The organism is Cryobacterium sp. TMS1-13-1 (genome assembly GCF_004403125.1).
Taxonomy (GTDB): domain Bacteria; phylum Actinomycetota; class Actinomycetes; order Actinomycetales; family Microbacteriaceae; genus Cryobacterium; species Cryobacterium levicorallinum.
Genome location: NZ_SOGX01000004.1, coordinates 87,547 through 106,319 on the forward strand (window position 1 = coordinate 87,547; position 18,773 = coordinate 106,319).

Annotated in this window: 18 protein-coding genes and 1 riboswitch; of the genes, 10 read left to right on the plus strand and 8 right to left on the minus strand. The window is 65.5% G+C overall.

Annotation, left to right across the window (positions count from 1 at the left end; genetic code table 11):
• The first annotated feature begins 246 nt into the window (after positions 1 to 246).
• Positions 247 to 576: a hypothetical protein gene (locus E3T31_RS02205; protein WP_134467284.1), complete on the plus strand. Its 330-nt coding sequence runs from the start codon at positions 247 to 249 to the stop codon at positions 574 to 576.
• A complete protein-coding gene (locus E3T31_RS02210; protein WP_092451240.1) occupies positions 573 to 869 on the plus strand; it encodes a hypothetical protein in 297 nt (98 codons plus the stop codon). Before E3T31_RS02205 ends, E3T31_RS02210 begins: the two co-directional genes overlap by 4 nt.
• 165 nt (positions 870 to 1,034) lie before the next feature.
• Here E3T31_RS02210 and E3T31_RS02215 read toward each other — a convergent pair whose 3' ends face one another.
• The 4 genes from E3T31_RS02215 to E3T31_RS02230 all read right to left on the minus strand — a co-directional run bounded on the left by E3T31_RS02215 (position 1,035) and on the right by E3T31_RS02230 (position 5,718).
• Positions 1,035 to 1,901: an amino acid ABC transporter ATP-binding protein gene (locus tag E3T31_RS02215; protein ID WP_134467285.1), complete on the minus strand. Its 867-nt coding sequence runs from the start codon at positions 1,899 to 1,901 to the stop codon at positions 1,035 to 1,037.
• The gene (locus E3T31_RS02220; RefSeq protein ID WP_134467286.1) at positions 1,888 to 2,556 is read right to left on the minus strand and encodes an amino acid ABC transporter permease; all 669 of its coding nucleotides are present in this window, start codon (positions 2,554 to 2,556) and stop codon (positions 1,888 to 1,890) included. The genes E3T31_RS02215 and E3T31_RS02220 overlap by 14 nt, the downstream gene beginning before the upstream one ends.
• A 12-nt stretch (positions 2,557 to 2,568) precedes the next feature.
• Positions 2,569 to 3,384 (minus strand): amino acid ABC transporter substrate-binding protein, encoded by an 816-nt coding sequence (locus E3T31_RS02225; protein WP_134467287.1) that lies wholly within the window; start codon positions 3,382 to 3,384, stop codon positions 2,569 to 2,571.
• A 195-nt stretch (positions 3,385 to 3,579) separates the two neighbouring features.
• A complete protein-coding gene (locus tag E3T31_RS02230; RefSeq protein ID WP_134467288.1) occupies positions 3,580 to 5,718 on the minus strand; it encodes a RecQ family ATP-dependent DNA helicase in 2,139 nt (712 codons plus the stop codon).
• A 194-nt stretch (positions 5,719 to 5,912) separates the two neighbouring features.
• Here E3T31_RS02230 and E3T31_RS02235 point away from each other — a divergent pair, with 194 nt between their 5' ends.
• From E3T31_RS02235 to E3T31_RS18600, 4 genes are all read left to right on the plus strand, one after another.
• Positions 5,913 to 6,671, plus strand: a complete 759-nt coding sequence (locus tag E3T31_RS02235) for a hypothetical protein (RefSeq protein WP_134467289.1) — start codon at positions 5,913 to 5,915, stop codon at positions 6,669 to 6,671.
• A gap of 144 nt (positions 6,672 to 6,815) precedes the next feature.
• Entirely contained in the window at positions 6,816 to 7,553 is a 738-nt protein-coding gene (locus E3T31_RS02240) for a hypothetical protein (RefSeq protein WP_134467290.1), read from the plus strand.
• A gap of 48 nt (positions 7,554 to 7,601) precedes the next feature.
• Positions 7,602 to 8,879, plus strand: coding sequence for a M18 family aminopeptidase (locus tag E3T31_RS02245; protein ID WP_134467291.1), 1,278 nt, complete (start codon positions 7,602 to 7,604; stop codon positions 8,877 to 8,879).
• 109 nt (positions 8,880 to 8,988) lie between these two features.
• Entirely contained in the window at positions 8,989 to 9,537 is a 549-nt protein-coding gene (locus tag E3T31_RS18600; RefSeq protein WP_134467292.1) for a family 1 glycosylhydrolase, read from the plus strand.
• Positions 9,538 to 9,570: 33 nt separating this feature from the next.
• Here the strand turns inward: E3T31_RS18600 and E3T31_RS02255 are convergent, their stop codons facing one another.
• Positions 9,571 to 10,485, minus strand: a complete 915-nt coding sequence (locus E3T31_RS02255; RefSeq protein ID WP_134467293.1) for an oxygenase MpaB family protein — start codon at positions 10,483 to 10,485, stop codon at positions 9,571 to 9,573.
• 735 nt (positions 10,486 to 11,220) lie between these two features.
• Here E3T31_RS02255 and E3T31_RS02260 point away from each other — a divergent pair.
• From E3T31_RS02260 to E3T31_RS02275, 4 genes are all read left to right on the plus strand, one after another.
• Positions 11,221 to 12,711, plus strand: coding sequence for a class I adenylate-forming enzyme family protein (locus E3T31_RS02260; RefSeq protein WP_370304197.1), 1,491 nt, complete (start codon positions 11,221 to 11,223; stop codon positions 12,709 to 12,711).
• Positions 12,708 to 13,967, plus strand: a complete 1,260-nt coding sequence (locus tag E3T31_RS02265) for a beta-ketoacyl synthase (protein WP_134467295.1) — start codon at positions 12,708 to 12,710, stop codon at positions 13,965 to 13,967. Before E3T31_RS02260 ends, E3T31_RS02265 begins: the two co-directional genes overlap by 4 nt.
• A gap of 13 nt (positions 13,968 to 13,980) precedes the next feature.
• Positions 13,981 to 15,165, plus strand: a complete 1,185-nt coding sequence (locus E3T31_RS02270) for an acyl-CoA dehydrogenase family protein (RefSeq protein WP_134467296.1) — start codon at positions 13,981 to 13,983, stop codon at positions 15,163 to 15,165.
• A 432-nt stretch (positions 15,166 to 15,597) separates the two neighbouring features.
• The gene (locus E3T31_RS02275) at positions 15,598 to 16,716 is read left to right on the plus strand and encodes a pyridoxal-phosphate dependent enzyme (RefSeq protein ID WP_134467297.1); all 1,119 of its coding nucleotides are present in this window, start codon (positions 15,598 to 15,600) and stop codon (positions 16,714 to 16,716) included.
• A gap of 35 nt (positions 16,717 to 16,751) precedes the next feature.
• Here E3T31_RS02275 and E3T31_RS02280 read toward each other — a convergent pair whose 3' ends face one another.
• The 3 genes from E3T31_RS02280 to E3T31_RS02290 form a co-directional block, all read right to left on the minus strand.
• The gene (locus tag E3T31_RS02280; protein WP_134467298.1) at positions 16,752 to 16,982 is read right to left on the minus strand and encodes a hypothetical protein; all 231 of its coding nucleotides are present in this window, start codon (positions 16,980 to 16,982) and stop codon (positions 16,752 to 16,754) included.
• A gap of 186 nt (positions 16,983 to 17,168) precedes the next feature.
• Positions 17,169 to 18,170, minus strand: coding sequence for an isopenicillin N synthase family oxygenase (locus E3T31_RS02285; protein ID WP_134467299.1), 1,002 nt, complete (start codon positions 18,168 to 18,170; stop codon positions 17,169 to 17,171).
• Between the two features lie 113 nt (positions 18,171 to 18,283).
• Positions 18,284 to 18,655, minus strand: a complete 372-nt coding sequence (locus tag E3T31_RS02290) for a hypothetical protein (protein WP_134467300.1) — start codon at positions 18,653 to 18,655, stop codon at positions 18,284 to 18,286.
• A riboswitch (TPP riboswitch) is annotated at positions 18,645 to 18,745 on the plus strand. Its footprint overlaps the gene before it by 11 nt.
• The last annotated feature ends 28 nt before the right edge of the window (positions 18,746 to 18,773 follow it).

Genomic DNA, 18,773 nt, shown 5'->3' on the forward strand with positions numbered 1-18,773 from the left:
CCGGCCGGACTGATCTTTCTGTGTGCGGTGGGATTTCACGGTGCGATCTGTCTGCGACCAGCGCCTGAATTCACCGTCACCAACCCTGAGAGAACTCTGTGGGTGCAGAGTATACATCTTCTGAAAGTCCTGACTAGGGGTTTACCCACATGTAAATCTGGGGTAATCTCATTTTTCAGACGGGCAATGTTCTGCCAGGGTGTTTCACCCTCGCGAGTCAATGCCACCAGATGATTGGGTGACGACATGGTGGACCTGAAGTCGGATTTCGTTCCGATGGGCGAAGTGAGCGCCGATGAGCGCTCCAGAATGGCTTTTGGCAAGGCCGGCGTGCACCGTGATGATCGGTATGCCGTTGCGGTGAATGCCGAGGGTGAAATTCTTCTGACGCCGCTCGTGTCCATTCCCCGGCGGGAACTTCTGGTCTGGGATGACGAGGGCATTCGTGCCGCTCTGGTGCGTGGCCTCGAGCACAGTTCCAAGGACGAAACGAGTGAGGGCGGTGACTTCACGCGGTACGCCGAGGAAGACCACCCGCTCGAGGACGAGAACGCCTCCGCCGAGCCCCGGTCATGAGCTTTACGCTCCTGCTCACTCGGGAAGCGGCATCCGGACTCTCCATTCTGGAAGCGAAACCGCAACTGGTCGGCCGACTCAAGCGCGTGCGAACCGCGCTCGGTCGGCTACAGCTGAACCCCGAAGATCCGGCCCTGCGCTCGCACAAATATGTGTCGCTCGCGGGCAAGAAGGGCGAGGCCGTCTGGGACTCCTACATTGAGCACCGCACTCCCACGGCCGGTCGCATCTACTGGCATTACGGACCAGGGCTCGACCGCATCACCGTCGTGATCATCACGCCGCACCCGTAGCGCCCGCCCGCGCCCTGCGGTAACGAACCGGCGTAGCGGCTACCCGTTTCGGTCGCGGTCGTACGGGTAGCGGATGCCGCGGCAGCTGCTCGGGCCGTTCGGACCCCGGTGACGCCGCGCTTTGCTCAGTGCCTGCTGCTCGGTCGGCGGCTCAGTGCCCGCAGCCTAGAACGGGTTGAGCAGTCGGTGCAGAAACTGGCGGGTGCGTTCATGTTGCGGGTGCCGCAGCAGCTGTTTCGGGTCGCCGTGCTCGACGATCGTTCCGCCGTCGACGAACGCAATCTCGTGGGCGACCTCTCGGGCGAATTCAAGTTCGTGGGTGACGATCACCATGGTCCAGCCCTCGTCGGCGAGTTCCTTGATCAGGCGCAGCACGTCGCCGACCAGCTCAGGATCGAGAGCGGATGTCGGCTCGTCGAACAACAGCACCTGCGGCCGCAGGGCGAGTGCCCGAACGATTCCGACCCGCTGTTGTTGGCCGCCGGAGAGCTCGAACGGGTAACTGTCTTGTTTGTCAGTCAGGCCGACCCGATCGAGGAGGGCGAGTGCTTCGGCGGTCACCTCGGCGGCCGGGCGTCGCTGCACGACCACCGGTCCCTCGATCACGTTCTGCAGCACCGTTTTGTGCGGGAACAGGTTGTAGTGCTGGAAGACCATCGCCGACCGGTCGCGCAGGCTGGCCAACTCTTTCGGTGAGGTTTTCGCCGCAAAATCGATGGTCAACGGTGCGGCCGAGCGCTCGCCCCGGCCGGCAGCTGAACCGCCCGGACCCCGGTCACTCGCGCTGGCGACGGCGACGTCGATCGTGCCGCCGTCGGGTAGTTCCAACCCGTTCAAGCAGCGCAGGATCGTGGTCTTGCCTGAGCCGGACGGGCCGATCAGCGCGAGTACCCGGCCACGGCCCACGGTGAGGTCCACCGATTCCAGTACCCGGTTGCTGCCAAAACTTTTCTGCAGGCCGCGCACGCGGAGCAGGGGAGCGGCATCCGTTTCGCCGGCGGCAAAGCCGGGAGACAGATCAGCGGGCGACATAGCGGTCCAATCGCTTTTCGAGAAAACCCTGGCCGGTGGAAAGCACCAGGCAGATGACCCAGTAGATCAATGCTGCTTCGAGGTAGATCAGCATGAATTCCTGGCTGAAAGCCGCGATCTGCTGCGCCTCACGAAACAGCTCGGTGACCAGAATCGTGGAGGCCAGCGAGGTGTCCTTCACCAGGCTGATGAAGGTGTTCGACAGCGGCGGCACCGAGACTCGGGCTGCCTGCGGCAGGATGATGCGGGTGAGAGCCCGACGGTGCGACATGCCGATCATGTAGGCCGCTTCCCACTGGCCCTTGGGTACCGAGAGAATCGCGGCCCGAATGACCTCGGCCGCGTAGCCACCCACATTGATCGAGAAGGCGACCACAGCGCTCGGCCACGGATCGATCGTCACGCCGATCGACGGCAGCCCGTAGAAGATCACAAACAGTTGCACCAGCAGCGGAGTGCCGCGCACGATCGAGATGTAGCCGCGTGCGATTCCGGACAGCCATCGGCGGGTCGACAACCGCATCAATGCCAGTGCAATCGCGAGCACGAGCCCGATCGCGAACGACATCAGGGCGAGCGGAATCGTGCCGCGCACCGCGCCGTCGAACATTGGCCACAGCGAGCTGAGGAACAAATCCCAATCAGGTTGGATCATCGACGTGTCGGTTTACTGGCTGACGTCGGCGCCGAAGTACTTGTCCGAAAGCTCGGCCAGCGTGCCGTCGGCGCTGAGGGTGGCGAGCGCTTCGCTCACGGCGTCGGCCAGGGCCGTGCCGTCTTTGGCGAAGGCGAACGCGCTCTCCGAGCGCTCCTCGGTCTCGGCGGCGATCTTCAGGTTGTCGGCGCCGTTGGTCTTCTGGTAATCGAGGAAGGTCAGCTTGTCGTTGACCGTGGCATCCACTCGGCCCTGTTCGACCAGGGCGACCGACTGGGCCCAGCCCTCGACGCCCTCAACGGTGGCGCCACTCTGTGTAGCGAGGGTGTTCCAGTTGCTGGTCAGCGACTGCGCGGTGGTCTTGCCGTCGAGGCTCGCGAACGAGGTGATCGAGGTGTTGTCGGACGGAACCACGATGACGCCGGTGGAGTAGGTATACGGCGTGGAGAACTCGTAGGCGTCCAGGCGTTCCGGCGTGATGGACACCTGGTTGGCGATGGTGTCCCAGCGGCCGGCGGTGAGGCCGGCGAAGATGGCGTCCCACTGCGTTTCTTCGAACTTGGCATCAACGCCGAGCTCGGCGGCGACGGCGCGAGCGACCTCGACGTCATAACCGGTCAGTTCGCCGGAGCCGTCTTCGTGGAACGAGAACGGCCGGTAGGTTCCCTCGGTGCCGATCACGAGGGTGCCGGCGTCGAGCACACTGCTGAGCGAATCGTCGGTGCCGGTCGTGCTGTCCGCTGCGTTGTCGGCGCTGGAGGCCGAGCAGCCGGTCAGGGTGAGGGCGACGATGGAAAGCAAAGCGGCCGGAATGAATCTGAGCTTCATGAAAAACGCCTAACGAACTCGTGGGGGGTGAGCGCGGGTCGTGCGGGTGCTGCCCCAGAATGTGCGGAGGCCGCGGGTAGCGGCGTCCCCAGCGTAACAAGGCGCTGGCGGGCTCGAATATTCCGGTTACGCCCGATGGCAGCGCTGGTTGGCTAGGAAAGCAGCACTTGTCGGCCACGACGCAACGTCCAGCGGCTAAGAACGCAGGGCCAGGGTGAAGGGCAGCACGGCCGAGGCGCCGTGCTGGCGCAGCACGCGGGCCGCCACGGTCACGGTCCAGCGGCTGTCGGCAAGGTCGTCGATGAGCAGAATAGGGCGCCCGGCGAACGGTGCGAGCGCCTCGGCGAGATTGGGCCCCACCGCGAATCGGTCCCAAACGCTGGACAGCCGGTAGGCGCTGTTGCCGCCGGGTTCACCGGTGGGGCCGCCGTTCGCCCAGTTCAGGGCACCCAGCCAGGGCAATTGGCCGACCTCGGACAACGACCGGGCCACCGAATCGATCAGAAGCGGATGCTGCCGCGACGGCATCGAGACAATAGCCGCCGGTCGATCGGCCCAGCCCCACTCGGCGAGCACGCGCACACAGGCGGCCAGCATGGCCGGCGGGGCTGCAGCATCGGCTGCACCGGTGGCGAAGAGATCTCGCAGGGGGCCGCCCCAGCCGAGGTCGGTCAGCCGGGCCAGCGCGCGGCCGGGGTCGGCGCGTTCGGTGAGGGGGATCTTGCCGGTGGCCGCGACGCCGAGGCTGCTCATGCCGGTGGGCCATTGGGCGCGCACGTCGATCGCGACGCCCACCCGGTCGAGCGCCTGCGCGGCCGTGGTGGCTGCTCCCTCGGCCAGGTCGACCGGATACCAGGAGCCCTGGCAGTTGTCGCAGCGGCCGCAGGGCACGGCGGTATCGTCGTCGAGGGCGCGCTGCAGAAATTCCATGCGGCAGCCGGTGGTGCTCTCGAATTCGAGCATCGCCCGCTGTTCGCCCAGCCGCGCGGCGGCGATGCGTTCGTAGCGTTCAGAGTCGTAGACCCAGGGCTGCCCGGTGGACTGCCAGCCGCCCTTGACCCGGTGCACGGCGCCGTCGACGTCGAGCACCTTGAGCAGCAGTTCGAGCGGGGTTCGCCGAAGGTCGACCCTGGCCTCGAGCGCCGGCGTCGACAGGGGTGCACCGGCGGCTTCGAGCGCGCCGATCACGGCGAGGGCCTTGGCCTGATTGGGCATCGAAGCGGTCGCGAAATAGTGCCAGATCGCCTCGTCCTCGGTGCCGGGCAACAGCAGCACGTCGGCCGAGGCGGTGGCACGACCGGCGCGTCCCACCTGCTGGTAGTACGCGACGGGGGAGGAAGGCGCCCCCAGATGAAGCACGAAACCGAGGTCGGGTTTGTCGAATCCCATGCCGAGGGCACTCGTGGCGATGAGCGCCTTGACCTGGTTGGTCTTGAGCAGCCCTTCGGACTCTTCGCGCTCAGCCGTGTCGGTTTGCCCGGTGTAGGCGCGCACCGCGTGGCCGGCCTCACGCAGCAGCCGGGCGGTGTCTTCGGCCGCCGCCACGGTGAGTGTGTAGATGATGCCGCTACCGGGCAGATCGCCGAGGTGGCTGAGCAGCCAGGCCAGTCGAGCACGCGAGTCGGGCAGGCGCAGCACGCCGAGGCGCAGCGAAGAACGGGCGAGCGGGCCGCGAATCGTGACGACCTCTGCCGTGCCAGTGCCGGCACCAAAACCAGCGGCGACCATACCCACCTGCTCCGCGACATCCTGCACGACCCGGCTGTTGGCGGTCGCCGTAGTGGCGAGCACCGGCACCCCCGTCGGCATCTGGGCGATCAGGTCGCGCAGGCGACGGTAGTCCGGACGAAAGTCGTGGCCCCAGTCCGAGATACAGTGTGCTTCATCGACCACGAGCAGGCCGACGCGGGCGATCAAAGCGGGCAGCTGCTCATCGCGGAAAGACGGATTGTTCAGCCGTTCGGGCGACACCAGCAGCACGTCAACCTCGTCGGCATCGAGCTGACGCAGCACGTCGGCCCACTCGTGCGCGTTCGACGAGTTGATCGACACCGCTCGTACCCCGGCTCGCGCCGCCGCGGCAACCTGGTCGCGCATCAGTGCGAGCAGCGGCGAGACCAGAATGGTCGGGCCGGCGCCCTGGCGTCGCAGCAGCAGGGTCGCCACAAAATACACGGCCGATTTGCCCCACCCGGTGCGCTGCACGACGAGTGCGCGGCGGCGCTGGTCGACCAGGGTTTCGATCGCCTCGTACTGGCCGTCGTGCCAGGAGGCGTCGTCCCGACCCACCAGGGTGCGCAGAATGGCCAGAGCGGATGCGCGGGTGTCGGTCATCCTTCAAGGGTGCCAGATACCACCGACAGTCTCGCCCGCCCTCGGGTTTGCGGGCGCGGAATGCTGCTCGACGCACTGAAAATCGCCGGGAGAGCCCATTCCGGTCGGGCGTCCGTGCGCGTACTGTTCTGTCATCGCTAGACCGCGACCGGCTCGCACACTTGCCAGCGCGCAATCTGCCCAGGAGGAGTGCCATGCTTGCACCCAGCGAAGACAACAGCACGACCGCACCGTCGAAGGCAGCGGCCGGGTACCCCAATCGAACAGCTCTGCGTGCCGGTGGTCTGGCGTTTATCGTCGCCGGGCTTGCCGGCATCGCAATGTTTGCACTGGAGATCATGGGGCCGGTGCTCGGTTTCGATGACACCGACAACCCCGCAGTGAGCCTTGCTTACCTGCGCCAGTATCCGCAGTTTTACGCTTTGTCGGCGGTCGCACTATTCACCATGGCACTCGCTAATATCGTGGCGAGCTTCGCTATCTCCGATGTGCTTGCGCCACGTACCAGCAGTATCACTCGCCGAAGTTTGAGCGCGCTCGGACTTTTTGCGGCCGCGTTCTTGTTCATGCACGGGGTCTTGCGCGACTCGGTGGGGCCATTATTTTACATCGACTCGATCAAGAGCGAATGGGGCGAGTCCGCCTACCTCACCATTCAGATGTTGGGAACCCATGGTTTTCTCGGGGCGAGCCTGATTGCGCTCGGTGTCTGGTCGGTGGGTATCTGTGTGGCGGGGGCACGCTCCCGCGCCCTTCCGATCTGGTTATGTGTCCTGGGATTAGTCGCCGGCCTCCGGCTCGTGATGCTCATAGCTGGTCCATTCCTGACGGCAGCACGTATCGACTTCCCCGGGTTTCTTTGGCTTGCCTCCCTGGCACTGATCCCGCTGGGAATGCTGTGGTGGCTGGGGCTCGGCGTTGTGCTGCTGGTCAAGTCCCACCACGGCGGATAGGGGCCGGTCGATCCGGCAGCACCACAACGATTCGCTGACCAAGCAGCCGCAAAACTCGCGCGTCAGATTCTCAAACGGCGGGCCAGCGTGCGTGTCGCGGGGCATCCGTCGCCGTCGAGTGGAATCGCTCAGTAGGCTCGGTGGGTGAACGTGATTCAGGAGATCGAGACGCGGCTGCCGGAACAGGCGGTCGTCGGTTTTCGCCGACTCATCGGCCAGGCCCGTGTGGGCGACCCGATCCTGCTGCAGGAACGGGCCATGGCACGCATGGTCGCGCAAGCGCAGTGGATTTTGAACCGGGTCGGCACCGACGGCATCCGTTTGACTCAGGCCGGACACCTGCCGCCGGCCGTCGTCGTGGAGGCAGCCGCCGCGCTCGACTGGGGCTGGCCGATCAGCGTCAACCGCGAAGTCCACCTGAGCCCGCTGCAGGAGCTGCGCGGGCACCTGCGCGATGTCGGGTTGCTGCGCATCAGCAAGGGGATGCTGCTGCTCACCAAGAAGGGTCGCGCCCTTGCCGGGAATCCGCGCGAACTGTGGTGGCACCTCGCCCGCACCATTCATCACAGTCGGACTGCCGCCGTGAGCGATGCCACCCGACTGCTGCTGCTGTTCGTCGCGACCCGCGGCCTCACCCGACGCGAGGACTATCTAGTGACCCTCGCGCGCGCGCTCGGCTCACTCGGCTGGGTGCAGTCCGACGGTCAGGAACCGACGACGGACTCGGTCTGGCACCTCGTCGACACCAAGTGGCGCCTGCTCAACCGGCTCAGCGTTTTCGAGCAGACCGATGCCTGGCACGGCGACCGCAGCGCTGTCACCGTTGGCGGCGCGGCTTTCGCCCGAGCGGCCCTGCAATCCGAGGCGCCGGTCGCCGGGTAGACCACGCCCACGGCATCCGCTGCCCGGCCCGAGTGGTTGGATGGAGGAATGGATGCAACGCCCGACTACATCACCGATTTCACTGCTTTTCTGCAAGCCTCACCGTCGTCGTACCACGCCGCAGCCGAGGTGGCCCGGCGCCTCGACGCGGCCGGTTTCACCCGGCTGAGCGAGTCAGGCAACTGGATCGATGCTGCAGAGCGTTGCTACGTCGTGCGCGACGGCGCCGTGATCGCCTGGTCCCAGCCGGCCAATGCCGGGCCCACCACGCCGTTCCGCATCCTCGGCGCGCACACCGACTCCCCGGGGTTCAAGCTCAAGCCCAAACCCACGATCGGCGCACACGGCTGGCTGCAGGCCGGCGTCGAGGTCTACGGCGGGCCGCTGCAAAACTCCTGGCTCGACCGCGAGCTCGAGCTCGCCGGCCGGCTGGTCACCCGCGATGGCGTTGAGCATCTGGTGCGCACCGGACCGTTCCTGCGTATCCCGCAGCTCGCCGTGCACCTCGACCGTGAGGTCAACAACGGCCTGACCCTCGACAAGCAACGCCACCTCACGCCGGTCTTCGGCGTCGGTGATGCCGCCGAGGCCGACCTGCTGGCTCATCTGGCCAGTCTGGCCGGTCTTCGGGCAGCGGATGTCGCCGGTTACGACATTCTCAGCAACGACACCCAGCCGCCCGCGACGTTCGGTCTCGGCCAGGAGCTGTTCGCCGGCGGGCGCCTCGACAACCTCACCTCGGTGTACGCCGGGCTGCGCGCCCTGATCCTGACGAGCGAGCACACCACCGGCCCGATCAGCGTACTGGCCGCCTTCGACCACGAAGAGCTCGGCTCGCAGTCCCGCTCCGGCGCGAGCGGGCCGCTGCTCGATGACATTCTCACCCGGATCGGCGCCGGTCTCGGCGCATCCGTTTCGGAGCGGCTGCAGGCCTACGCCGAGTCCTGGTGCCTCTCCGCCGACGCCGGACATGCCGTGCACCCGAACTACCCCGAGCGCCACGACCCGGCAAACGCGCCCATTCTCGGCGGCGGCCCGCTGCTTAAAATCAATGCCAACCAGCGTTACGCAACGGATGCCCATGGCGCGGCCCTGTGGGCGCGCACCTGCGCGCAGGCGGGCGTCGAGTACCAGGAATTCGTCTCCAACAACACGGTTCCCTGCGGGTCGACCATCGGACCGCTGACCGCGACCCGGCTCGGCATCCGCGTCGTCGACGTCGGCGTGCCGTTGTTGTCGATGCACTCAGCGCGGGAACTCTGCCACGTCGACGATCCCCAGGCGCTCAGCGCGGCCACGGCTGCGTTCTTCGTGCCCGAGGCGTAACCGGACCCGGTCCGGACGGCACCCATCCGAGGGCTGGGTCAGGAGCGGGTGCTGATAGGGCGAGGGCTGGGGTGCCGGTGTATCCGCTGTCGCCCGCCCCGACGACGTCATGGCTTCACTCACCACCGAGCGTACCAACCGGGCATTCGGCGACATTCACGTGCGCGGCGAGTACCCGGGCTGCTACCTGCGCAGCCTGCGCGACCAGGGCGTCGACTTGGTGATCACCGACGAGGACCGCGAGATTCTCAAGGAGAACACCGTCGACTTCGTCTCCTTCAGCTACCACGTGAGCGTGGCGGCGCCAAGGACGAGCTCGTCGAGATCGACGGCCGCAGGACGGTCATCGACCAGCTCGGATTTCCACGTGATCACCGGCACCGTCCCACACATAGGCACGGGCAGCGGCGAGGGGACCCTCGGCGGGATGAACAAGGGCAGCACGATCCTGCAACTCCTCGAGCACCTGGGCATCCAGGCGGAATCCGCGATCGGCATCGGGGACAGCACCAATGACATTGAAATGTTGCAGGTCTGCGGAGTCGGCATCGCCAGGGGCAACGCCACCGACGACGTCAAGCTGCACGCCGATGAAGTCGCTACCGCAGTTCTCGGTGACGGTGTGTGGAATGCCTTCCGGCGCCACGGCCTGATCTGACCGAGTAACAGTCGATCGCGGCCCGAGCGGAGGCTACGTCTCGGGAGCGAGCTGGTCGGTGCGTGTGATGCGCGCCAGACGTGCGCGGGCAGCATCCTCTGAGGTCGACGAAGGGCCGAGCAGGGTGCGCACGACGCCCAGAACGAGGCGGGTGGCCCAGAGGGAGGGCAGTCGGGAGCGTTTCAGACCGAGCATGTCGCGATAGTCGCGGGGGATCGAGGCGACGGCCCCGGCGAACATGATGCGGTAAAAGGGCAGCATGCCACGGCTGAGCGGCGGGTAGCGGATGAATCGCACCGCCTCGGCCACGCGGGCGTCGCTTTTCAGGGTTCCGGCGCTGCGAAAGGCCTCCAGCTGGGCGGCGAGTTCACTGGCCGAATGTGGAGCATTTTGCACGCCGATCAGCTCGCCGGCCGTGGCCCATTCGTTGACGTAGCCGTCGGCACCGCCGGGAATGGCGTCGCCCCAAAGCAGGTGGGCCTGCAGGAAGGCGTCGGTGAAGACCACGTGCACCCACGAGAGAAGCTCGGGGTCACCCGCGGTGTACGGCCGTTCCTTGCCCCGCGCATCGAGGTAGGTCCCGGCGACGCGTTCGTGAAAGTGAGCCACCCGGCCCGATTCGCGCTGAGCCACCACCGTGTCCGCGAAGGTCACGGTGACGAGCCACTGAATCGTTCCCGACAGGCGGCCGAGCGGGTCTTCGTGATAGCGGGACCAGTCGTGCACCCCGGCCATCGCGCCCGGGTGCAGCGTCTGCATGAGCAGGGCTCGAATTCCGGCGACCATGGTCGCCATTCCGCCGTGTACCGCCCAGGCCGCGCTTCCCGGGCCGAAGTACCCGGCGTCGTCGCCCGTCGCGATCTGGCCGACCCATTGCGGCCGGCCTTCGCTGTTGCCCGACAGCGTCACCAGAAGGTGCGAGCGCCAGCTGTCCAAAAATTTGCCCATCTTCGGATGGTAGCCCTGCCCTGCTGGATGCGCGCCGCGAGTGCGGCAGCGCTGGCGTTGCGTATCGCGAGTTCTCCGGAGTTTACGTTGAGTTTGTCGTGCTGTCGCGGTAGAAGTTGCAGGCTCTGTCGAATCCGTCCTTGGTAGTGGTGGTGGCGACGATTGGCCATTAGCCACCGCAGCGAGGTCAACCGTCGCAATGAAAGTAGGTTCAAGCTCCGTGAGAAAGCCGATGCGGAGGGCGCGGAGCTGGGTGATGTGGCTGATGGTCATGATGAGTCTCCTCGCTTAGGCGTTGCTGTCGGCATAGCGGGTAACAGTGCACGTTTCGTCGGGCTGGGTGTCGATGCGGCCCTCGCCGGCCAGCCCGAAGACTGGCCGACCCTGGCTCCTACAGTTCAGCGGCGTCGGTCGCGTCGGTGATGATCCGCGCCCCGAATTCTTTGATGAGGCGGTGGCATCCGGCACTGCTGGTGGGTGAGGTGGCCGGGCCGGGGACGGCGCCGAACGGGTTCCCAGCGCGGTCTCGAGGCGCTCGAGCAGGTCGGTGACGATCTGCTCTAATCAGCTGCGCTGAGCCGGATCGAGCCTGACCTTCAGAGCAGAACTCTCGGGTCACCACGCCGTCACAACCCACGCAGACCGGTCGATTGAGGATTAGGTGGGGATTAGACTGATCGCATCGATCCAGGGCGTGGTCGCGCAAGGAGGTCGCGGGTGCCGATTACGCGGACCGTGCTGGAAGTCGCCGAGCAGTATCCGGACCAGCTGGCGATTGTTGCAGCTGATGTTCGACTGACGTATGCGCAACTCGTTGAGGATTCCCGGTACATGTTCGCCGCCGTGGAGGGGCTTCACCGGAGGCAGCACACGCCGCCGGTACCCGCCGCTGAAACCGGCGGCATCCCGATCACGGCCGTGAGCATCGCATCAGCGTTCCATACGGCACGCATCATTTCGGGGCTCGCGGGGTTCCGCGCTGTGTCGGCGACTATCGACCCACGGTGGCCGCTGGAGCACAGGGTCGGCGTCATTCTTGCCACGGGAATCGGTGTGGTGATCAGTGATGCTACCGACCTTGCGGATGCCCTCGCCGCGCGCGGCTGGACCGGTACGATCCACCCGCTGGCCGACTTCATGCAGCGCGAGGCATCTGCCACGGCGGCGGCAGCACCGACGGTGCGGAACGGCAACGAGCCTTTCCTCCTCTTGTTCTCATCGGGCACGACGAGCAACCCCAAGGCATTCCTGAAGACGCGGCACCAGTACCGCGAGAACTTCGCGATCTCCAGTGCGCACCTGGAACCATGGCCCGGCGTCGCAACGCTCGCGCCCGGCCCAGTGTCGTACAGCCTCACCCTCTACGCGCTGATCGAGTGCCTCGCCTCCGGAGGCAGCGCGCACATGGCGGACGTGTTCAATCCGCTGGAAATGGCCGCGCGCATTCCCGACGAAAAGATCACCCGCGTCGTTACGGTCCCTGCCGTCGTGCAGGCACTGGTGAATGCTGCCCGTCGTGACCCCGCCCGCTTCACCACGCTCGAACTGATCGTCACTGGCGGCGCGAATCTTCCCGCCGTTCTTCGTGCGGGTCTGGCCGACGTGCTGCCCGATGTGCGGCTGATCAGTTATTACGGTGCAGCTGAGATTGGGTTCATAGGTGACAGCCGTGACGGTGACGGCACAACTATCAACATCTACGATGGTGTCAAGGCGAGTATTCGCGACAAGGATGGCGCCGAGCTGCCCGACAGCGAGCCCGGCACGCTGTGGATCCGGGCCGCCGCTTGCTCCGACGGCTACATCGCCGGTACGACGGACACCGTGCTGAAAGGCTCCGACGGCTGGTCAACTGTACATGACCACGGCCGACTGGTCGATGGTGCGTTGGTTCTGGTGGGCCGCGCCGGAGACATCGCCGTCACCGGCGGACACAAGGTGGCGTTACCGGAGGTGGAACGCGCATTCGAGGGGATGCCGCGCCTAGGCGCGATTTGCGCCGTGGCGCTTCCTCACGAACGGCTGGGCACTGTCATCGCACTCGTCATCGAGGGTGAAACGCCAAACAAGGGCCAGCTGCTCACCCACGCGCGGCACAACCTGGCCCCGCAATTCGTACCACGCCGTTGGTACTGGGTCGAGCGGCTGCCGCGCACAATCGGCGGAAAGATTCGCCGCGCCGCCACCGCGCAGCTCGTCGCGCGGGGAGAGGCCGTGCGGCTGTGAGCGATCGGCGCCGCGTGGTCATCACCGGACTCGGGGCGATCACCCCGAGCGGCTTGGATGTGCCGACGATGTGGGATGCCGTCCGCCACGGCCGCAGCGCCGTTACGACACTTGATGATCCCGAATTCGCCGACCTGGCCGTGCGCATCGGCGGACAAGTGCACGGGTTCGAGGTATCCAGTGTCCTCGCACCGAGCCTTGCCCGTCGGCTGAGCCGCAGCCAACACTGGGCCGTCGCGGCCGCTGACCAAGCACTGGCGCAGGCAGGCTGGACGCCCGGAACCGGCGAGATGCCGTGGGACCCACACCGATTCGCGGTGATCGCCGCCACGGGCTCTGGACCGGTCACCGCGATGCAGCACGCCACTCGCGCCCTCGACGAGCGCGGCCCCCGAGCAGTGCCACTGACCCTCGCGATCTACGGTGCACCCGACGCAGCGGCGGCCCTACTTAGCCAGCGCTACCAGGCATTCGGGCCGGCACAGAGCGTATCGGCGACGTGCGCGAGCGGCGCGATCGGTCTCGGGGAGGCGCTGCGTCGCATCCGCCACGGCTACGCCGACGCAGTCCTCGTCGTCGGTGTCGAGGACTGCCTGAACCCGGTAAATCTCGCATCGAACGCGAACATACACGCCCTGGCATCTGGGTACGAGCATGATCCCGCCGCCGCATCCCGCCCCTTCGATCGGGCACGCTCCGGCTTCGTAATGTCGGCCGGAGCCGCCGCCATCCTTCTCGAGTCCGAGGAGGGCGCGCGCACCCGCCGGGCTACCGTATTAGCCCAGCTGGCCGGTTTCGGGGCGGCCAGCGATGCGTACCACCCGACCGCACCGCATCCACAAGGTCGGGGAGCGGCGCAAGCTGTGCGAGTCTGCCTTGCCGACGCCGGCGTCACGCCAGATGCCGTCGACCACATCAACGCACACGGCACCGGAACACCGACCGGTGATGCCGCCGAACTGAACGCGATGGATGCCGCGCTCGGTGATCGAGCTCGCAGCATCCCGATCAGCGCAACCAAGTCCAGCACAGGCCACCTCCTCGGCGCGTCTGGGGTGGTGGAGGCAATCATCGCCGTGCAGTCGTTGCGTGACGAGATACTACCGCCCACTCGCAACCTCGACGACCTCGAGTTCGCAGGCTGGGATATCGTGGCGGGCGAAGCCCGCCGACAGAGTATTGACACGGTGCTGTCGAACTCGTTCGGGTTCGGCGGCCACAACGGCGCGGTACTGATCAGACGCGCCAATACATGACGAAGGAGCAGACATGTCAGATCGGGAAACCCGACACGCAGAGCTGGCCTCGACGTACCTGCCCGACGACCTGTTGGGCCGTTTCCGCGCGCGGGCCGACATCTACGATCGGGAAAACCGCTTCTTCGATGAGGACCTCGCCGAGCTCACAGCGCAAGGCTATCTCACCCTGTTTGTGCCGGAGGAGTTCGGCGGCGCTGGTCTGAGCCTCAACGAAGTATCTCGGCTGCAGCAGCGTCTGGCCACGGCAGCGCCCGCGACGGCCCTCGCCGTAAACATGCACCTGATGTGCGTCGGGGTTGTACGTGCGATGTTCGAGCGCGGCGACCGGTCGCTGACGTACGTGTTCGACGAGGTGATGGCCGGTGAGATCTTCGCGTTCGGGGTGAGCGAGCCAGCCAACGACTGGGTACTGCAGGGGTCGAACACCGTTGCTCAGCCGCAGGAGGACGGCGGTTATCTGCTGACCGGGGTGAAGGTTTTCACCTCACTGTCGCCGGTATGGACGCGCCTGATCACCCACGGGCTGGACAGCACCGATGCCGACAACCCGAGGCTCGTGTACGGGTTCATCGAGCGGAGCGCGGAGGGCATCAGCGTGTCGGACCAGTGGGACGTGCTCGGTATGCGCGCGTCGCAGAGCCGTGCGACGATCCTGAAGAATGTGCGGATGCGGCCGGAGAAGGTCGCTCGCAGAATTCCGACGGGGCGATACCCCGATCTGTTGACGTTCGCGATCACGAGCAACTTTCAACTGCTGATCGGGGCTGTGTACACGGGTGTCGCGCGCCGTGCGCTGGATCTGGGCGCCGCGGGGCTGAAGAGCCGGAAGTCGGCCAAGAACGGCACTACCTACGCCCAGGTGCCGGAGTTCCGGGCGCGCCTGGCCGACGCCCTCATGGCGTACATGGCGGTGCCCGCGCAGTTGGACGCTTACACTCGCGACTTCGACGACCTCATCGACCACGGCGCAGGCTGGCCGCTGCGTTTGGTCAGCGCGCGCATCAACGCATCGAACGTGGCCCGGCACGCGACCGAGACCGCGCTAATGTGCGCAAGTGGCAGCGGATACAACAACAGCACCGAGCTTAACCGCCTGTTCCGGGATGCTACGGCCGGGCTGTTCCATCCGCCCAGTGCCGACGCCGCCCGACCGATGTACGCGGCCGCATTACTCGACGAGCCCACCGTTGACTGACGGGCTTCGTCCGCCAAAGCTGATCCCTATTCGCTGATTATTCCATTGTCCTGCCAAGTCGATTGAGGCTGTGTGCAATCTCCCCCGGCAGATCAAACCGGACGAGATCGTGGCATTCTCGGCACGAACAGGGCGGGGAAAATCACGATCATCACGATGGCCGCGACTCTTCTGCAGCCAACCCACGGGAGAACGTGAACTTCATTGCCGACCTCCGGGGACACCAACAGCAAACGTAGAAGTCGGCTCAACTCGGACTGGAACTGGAACTGGAAGGAGTGAATTTTAGACGATTAGTCATGAAACAGATTCTTCTTATCTCTGTCTCAATTCACCATACGAGCGCAAGTCTCTGGAGACCGTCACCCGCGTGCTCCACGGCGTCATCATCGACTATTGCGGAACGAACTCTTTAGGAATAGTAGAGGTAACATGACTGACAATTTCTACTCCAACCCGGCCGCCAGGCGGTGGCGAACGGATGCTGTGGACGACTCGATCCTGCAATTCCACCGCAGCCTGCCCGACTACCGGCCGAGCCCGCTCACAGAGATTTCCGCCCTGGCCGACGAGTTGAGGGTCGGCCGTGCGTTCGTGAAAGACGAATCGTTCCGATTCGGTCTCCCGGCATTCAAGATGATGGGCGCGTCGTACGCGGTGTCCCGCGTGCTGTCGGCTCGGGTAGGGTCGCCGGATGCGGCGCTTCCGCTGGATGAGTTGCGCCACCGGCTGACCGCGCAGGCACCGTTCACCCTGGTCGCCGCGACCGACGGCAACCACGGACGCGCGGTCGCCCATTTGGCGCGGCTGCTCGGCCTGCCCGCGCGCATCTTCGTCTCGAACTACCTGTCGAAGCTCCCCTGGGCGGCGATCGAATCGGAGGGTGCGGGGGTATTTGGAGTGGACGCACCGTACGACGGCGTGGTGGCTGCCGCCCGCGCCTATGTCGAGTCGGCGGGGGAGAGTGCACTCCACATCCAGGACACCGCTTGGCCCGGCTATGAGCAAGTACCGCAGCTCATCGTCGACGGCTACTCGACCATCTTCAGTGAGGCTGACGCGCAGCTGGGGGAATTGGGGCTTCTCGCCGACCTGGTGACGGTTCCCGTCGGTGTCGGGTCCCTGGCTGAGGCGGCCATCCGCCACTATCGCTCGCGACCGGATGGAGTCGCCGCAGCTCCGACAGTGCTGAGCGTCGAACCCGAGAACGCACCATCCGTCATCGTCTCGCTGCAAGCCGGTACGCTCACCTCAGTGCCGACCTCACACACGATCATGGCCGGCCTCAACTGCGGCACGCCGTCGAGCAACTCCTGGCCATATTTGATCGACGGCCTGGATGCCGCAGTCACCGTCTCGGAGGAGGACACGCGCCGCGCTGTGCACGACCTCGAGCAGCTCGGGGTGGACGCCGGCCCGTGCGGCGCGTCGTCCCTGGCGGCGATGCGCGCAATCGCAGGCGATCCGGGCAGACGCACCGCAGCGTCGCTGACTTCCGATGCCGTGGTCGTGCTGCTGAGTACAGAAAGCCGCTCGGCAAATCCGATCTGAGCCGAGGGATCCGCGTCAGGCCAGCTGGATGCCCGTCACAGGTGGCTCAGCACGTCCAGTCGAAGCTGCGCGGCGACGGCGACTACGATGCAGCTGGCGACGGTGACGGTGATGGTCGGCACCCAGCCGTGGACCGAGCCGAGTGTCCGAGCCATCCGCTCGTCGAAACGGTCCTGGTTGGTATTGTGCAGGGTCACGGCCCAGAACAGCGGGACTTTCCGATCGTCTTTGAACTCCTGGGTGAAACGCCTACGTGCTGCGGTCATGCTGATCTCTACTTTCAGTAGACCCTCATTTTAAGAGGGCCCACTGTCCGAGATATCCGCAGCAGCTCACGTTGGGATTTAGTGCTCGAATGCTATTCAGACCCGGAAGGAGGTCATCATCGAGTAGACGGCTTAGGTAACGCGTATGACGGTTGTCTCGGCCCGGGCATCATCTGTTATCTGGGGTTAGATCAGATCGGCGTGGTGGGCCGCAGCCACGTTGGGGTGGGCGCGCAAGCGGTAGCGCAGGGCGTTGTCACCGTAGGTCGTCTCGAGAATGGGACTGTTGGTCGGGTCGGCAGAGAGCCCGCGGGCCTCGCGAGACAGGCTCTCGTCGAGCTGCAGCCGCGGCATCACGGTGTCGAGTGCAGGGTTGAAGAAGAACGGCACGGAGATGCGGTCGGACCCGTCTTCAGGGGAGAAAACGCGGTGCAGGGTCGCCTTGAGGTAGCCATCCGTTGCCAGCTCGAGCATTTCGCCGATGTTCACGACGAAGGCGCCGTCGAGCGGGGGAGCGTCGATCCACTCGCCATCGTGCTCGACTTGCAGGCCGTCTTTGCCTGGTTCGACAAGCAGCAGCGTGAGAACTCCACCGTCGCGGTGCTCGCCCACACCCTGAGCACGTACCGGCTGGCCGGGATAGCGCACGATCTTGGTCAAGAGGAACGGGTTCTCGGCGAAAGCGGCGTCGAAGACGCTCTCGGGGCTGCCGAGGGCGAGTGCCCAGGCGCGCAGCAGGCGAAGCGCGATGCGGCTCAGCTCCTCATTCCAGCGCAGGGCGACGGTCTTCAGCTCGGGCAAGGACTCCGGCCAGAGGTTCGGGCCCTCGAGGCGCCAATAGTCTGGAGTTCCGACGGCGAGGGGCACGGGCTCGCGGTCTACTCCGATATCGATTTGCTCACGCCAGTCAACGGCGTTGGCGGTGAGCTCCCCGCCAACGCGGGTATAACCGCGAAACTGGGGACTGTGGATGTTTTCCAGCTTGAGTTTCTGGTCGGCCGGCAGATCAAAGAATTTGCGGGAGACGGCGAGGAGCTCTTTCGTCAGCTGCGGGTCGACGCCGTGGCCGGTCAGGTAGAAGAACCCGACCTCGTGGGTGACGCGCAGCAGTTCGGCGCGGAATACCGCAGCTTCGGCTTCGCCAGCGTCGAGTTGAGAGAAATCGAGGATCGGCAGTGAGAACACCATGGTCCAAGTCTGGCACCGAGCAGGCCACGCCGCGAATCGTAACGCCTCCGAAGCCTTAAACAGGGTTATAAGTGTCGGCTGACATTCGCCTGGATGTGCGGGGTCTAGCACCTCTAAGTTCTGCGTGCCATATTTTCATCCAAGTTATTTCTCAGGAAGGCTATCCGGAAACTCTGGGTCACGCCATATTTGGGCTTGCGCGTGATTGGAGTCTTCGCGTTGCGAAACTTTTGGCGCTGCGCTGCTGCGTCACCGGCGTCCACGTGTCGGTCGTGTGCACTGGCGGATGTTCGAGCAGAAGTCGTCTCGGTACGGTCGCCCGAGACGACGATGGCGTGCAGGTACGCCTCGTCCAGGGCCGTTAAACGTGGAGTTGCGCTGAGCCTCGTGACGACAAAGTCGACCAGCGGGGAGTTGATGAGTTCAGGTTCGGGATGGAAATTCGCCGGTACCAGGCGGTTGCGTATACTCGTTTCCAGCGACACGGGGTGCCGACTGTATGACGGTCGGCTGAGATGACACCCGTTGAACCTGATCTAGTTCGAACTAGCGAAGGGATGTCACGGAGAATTACGTGCACCGCATTGGTGCCGGATCTCGTCC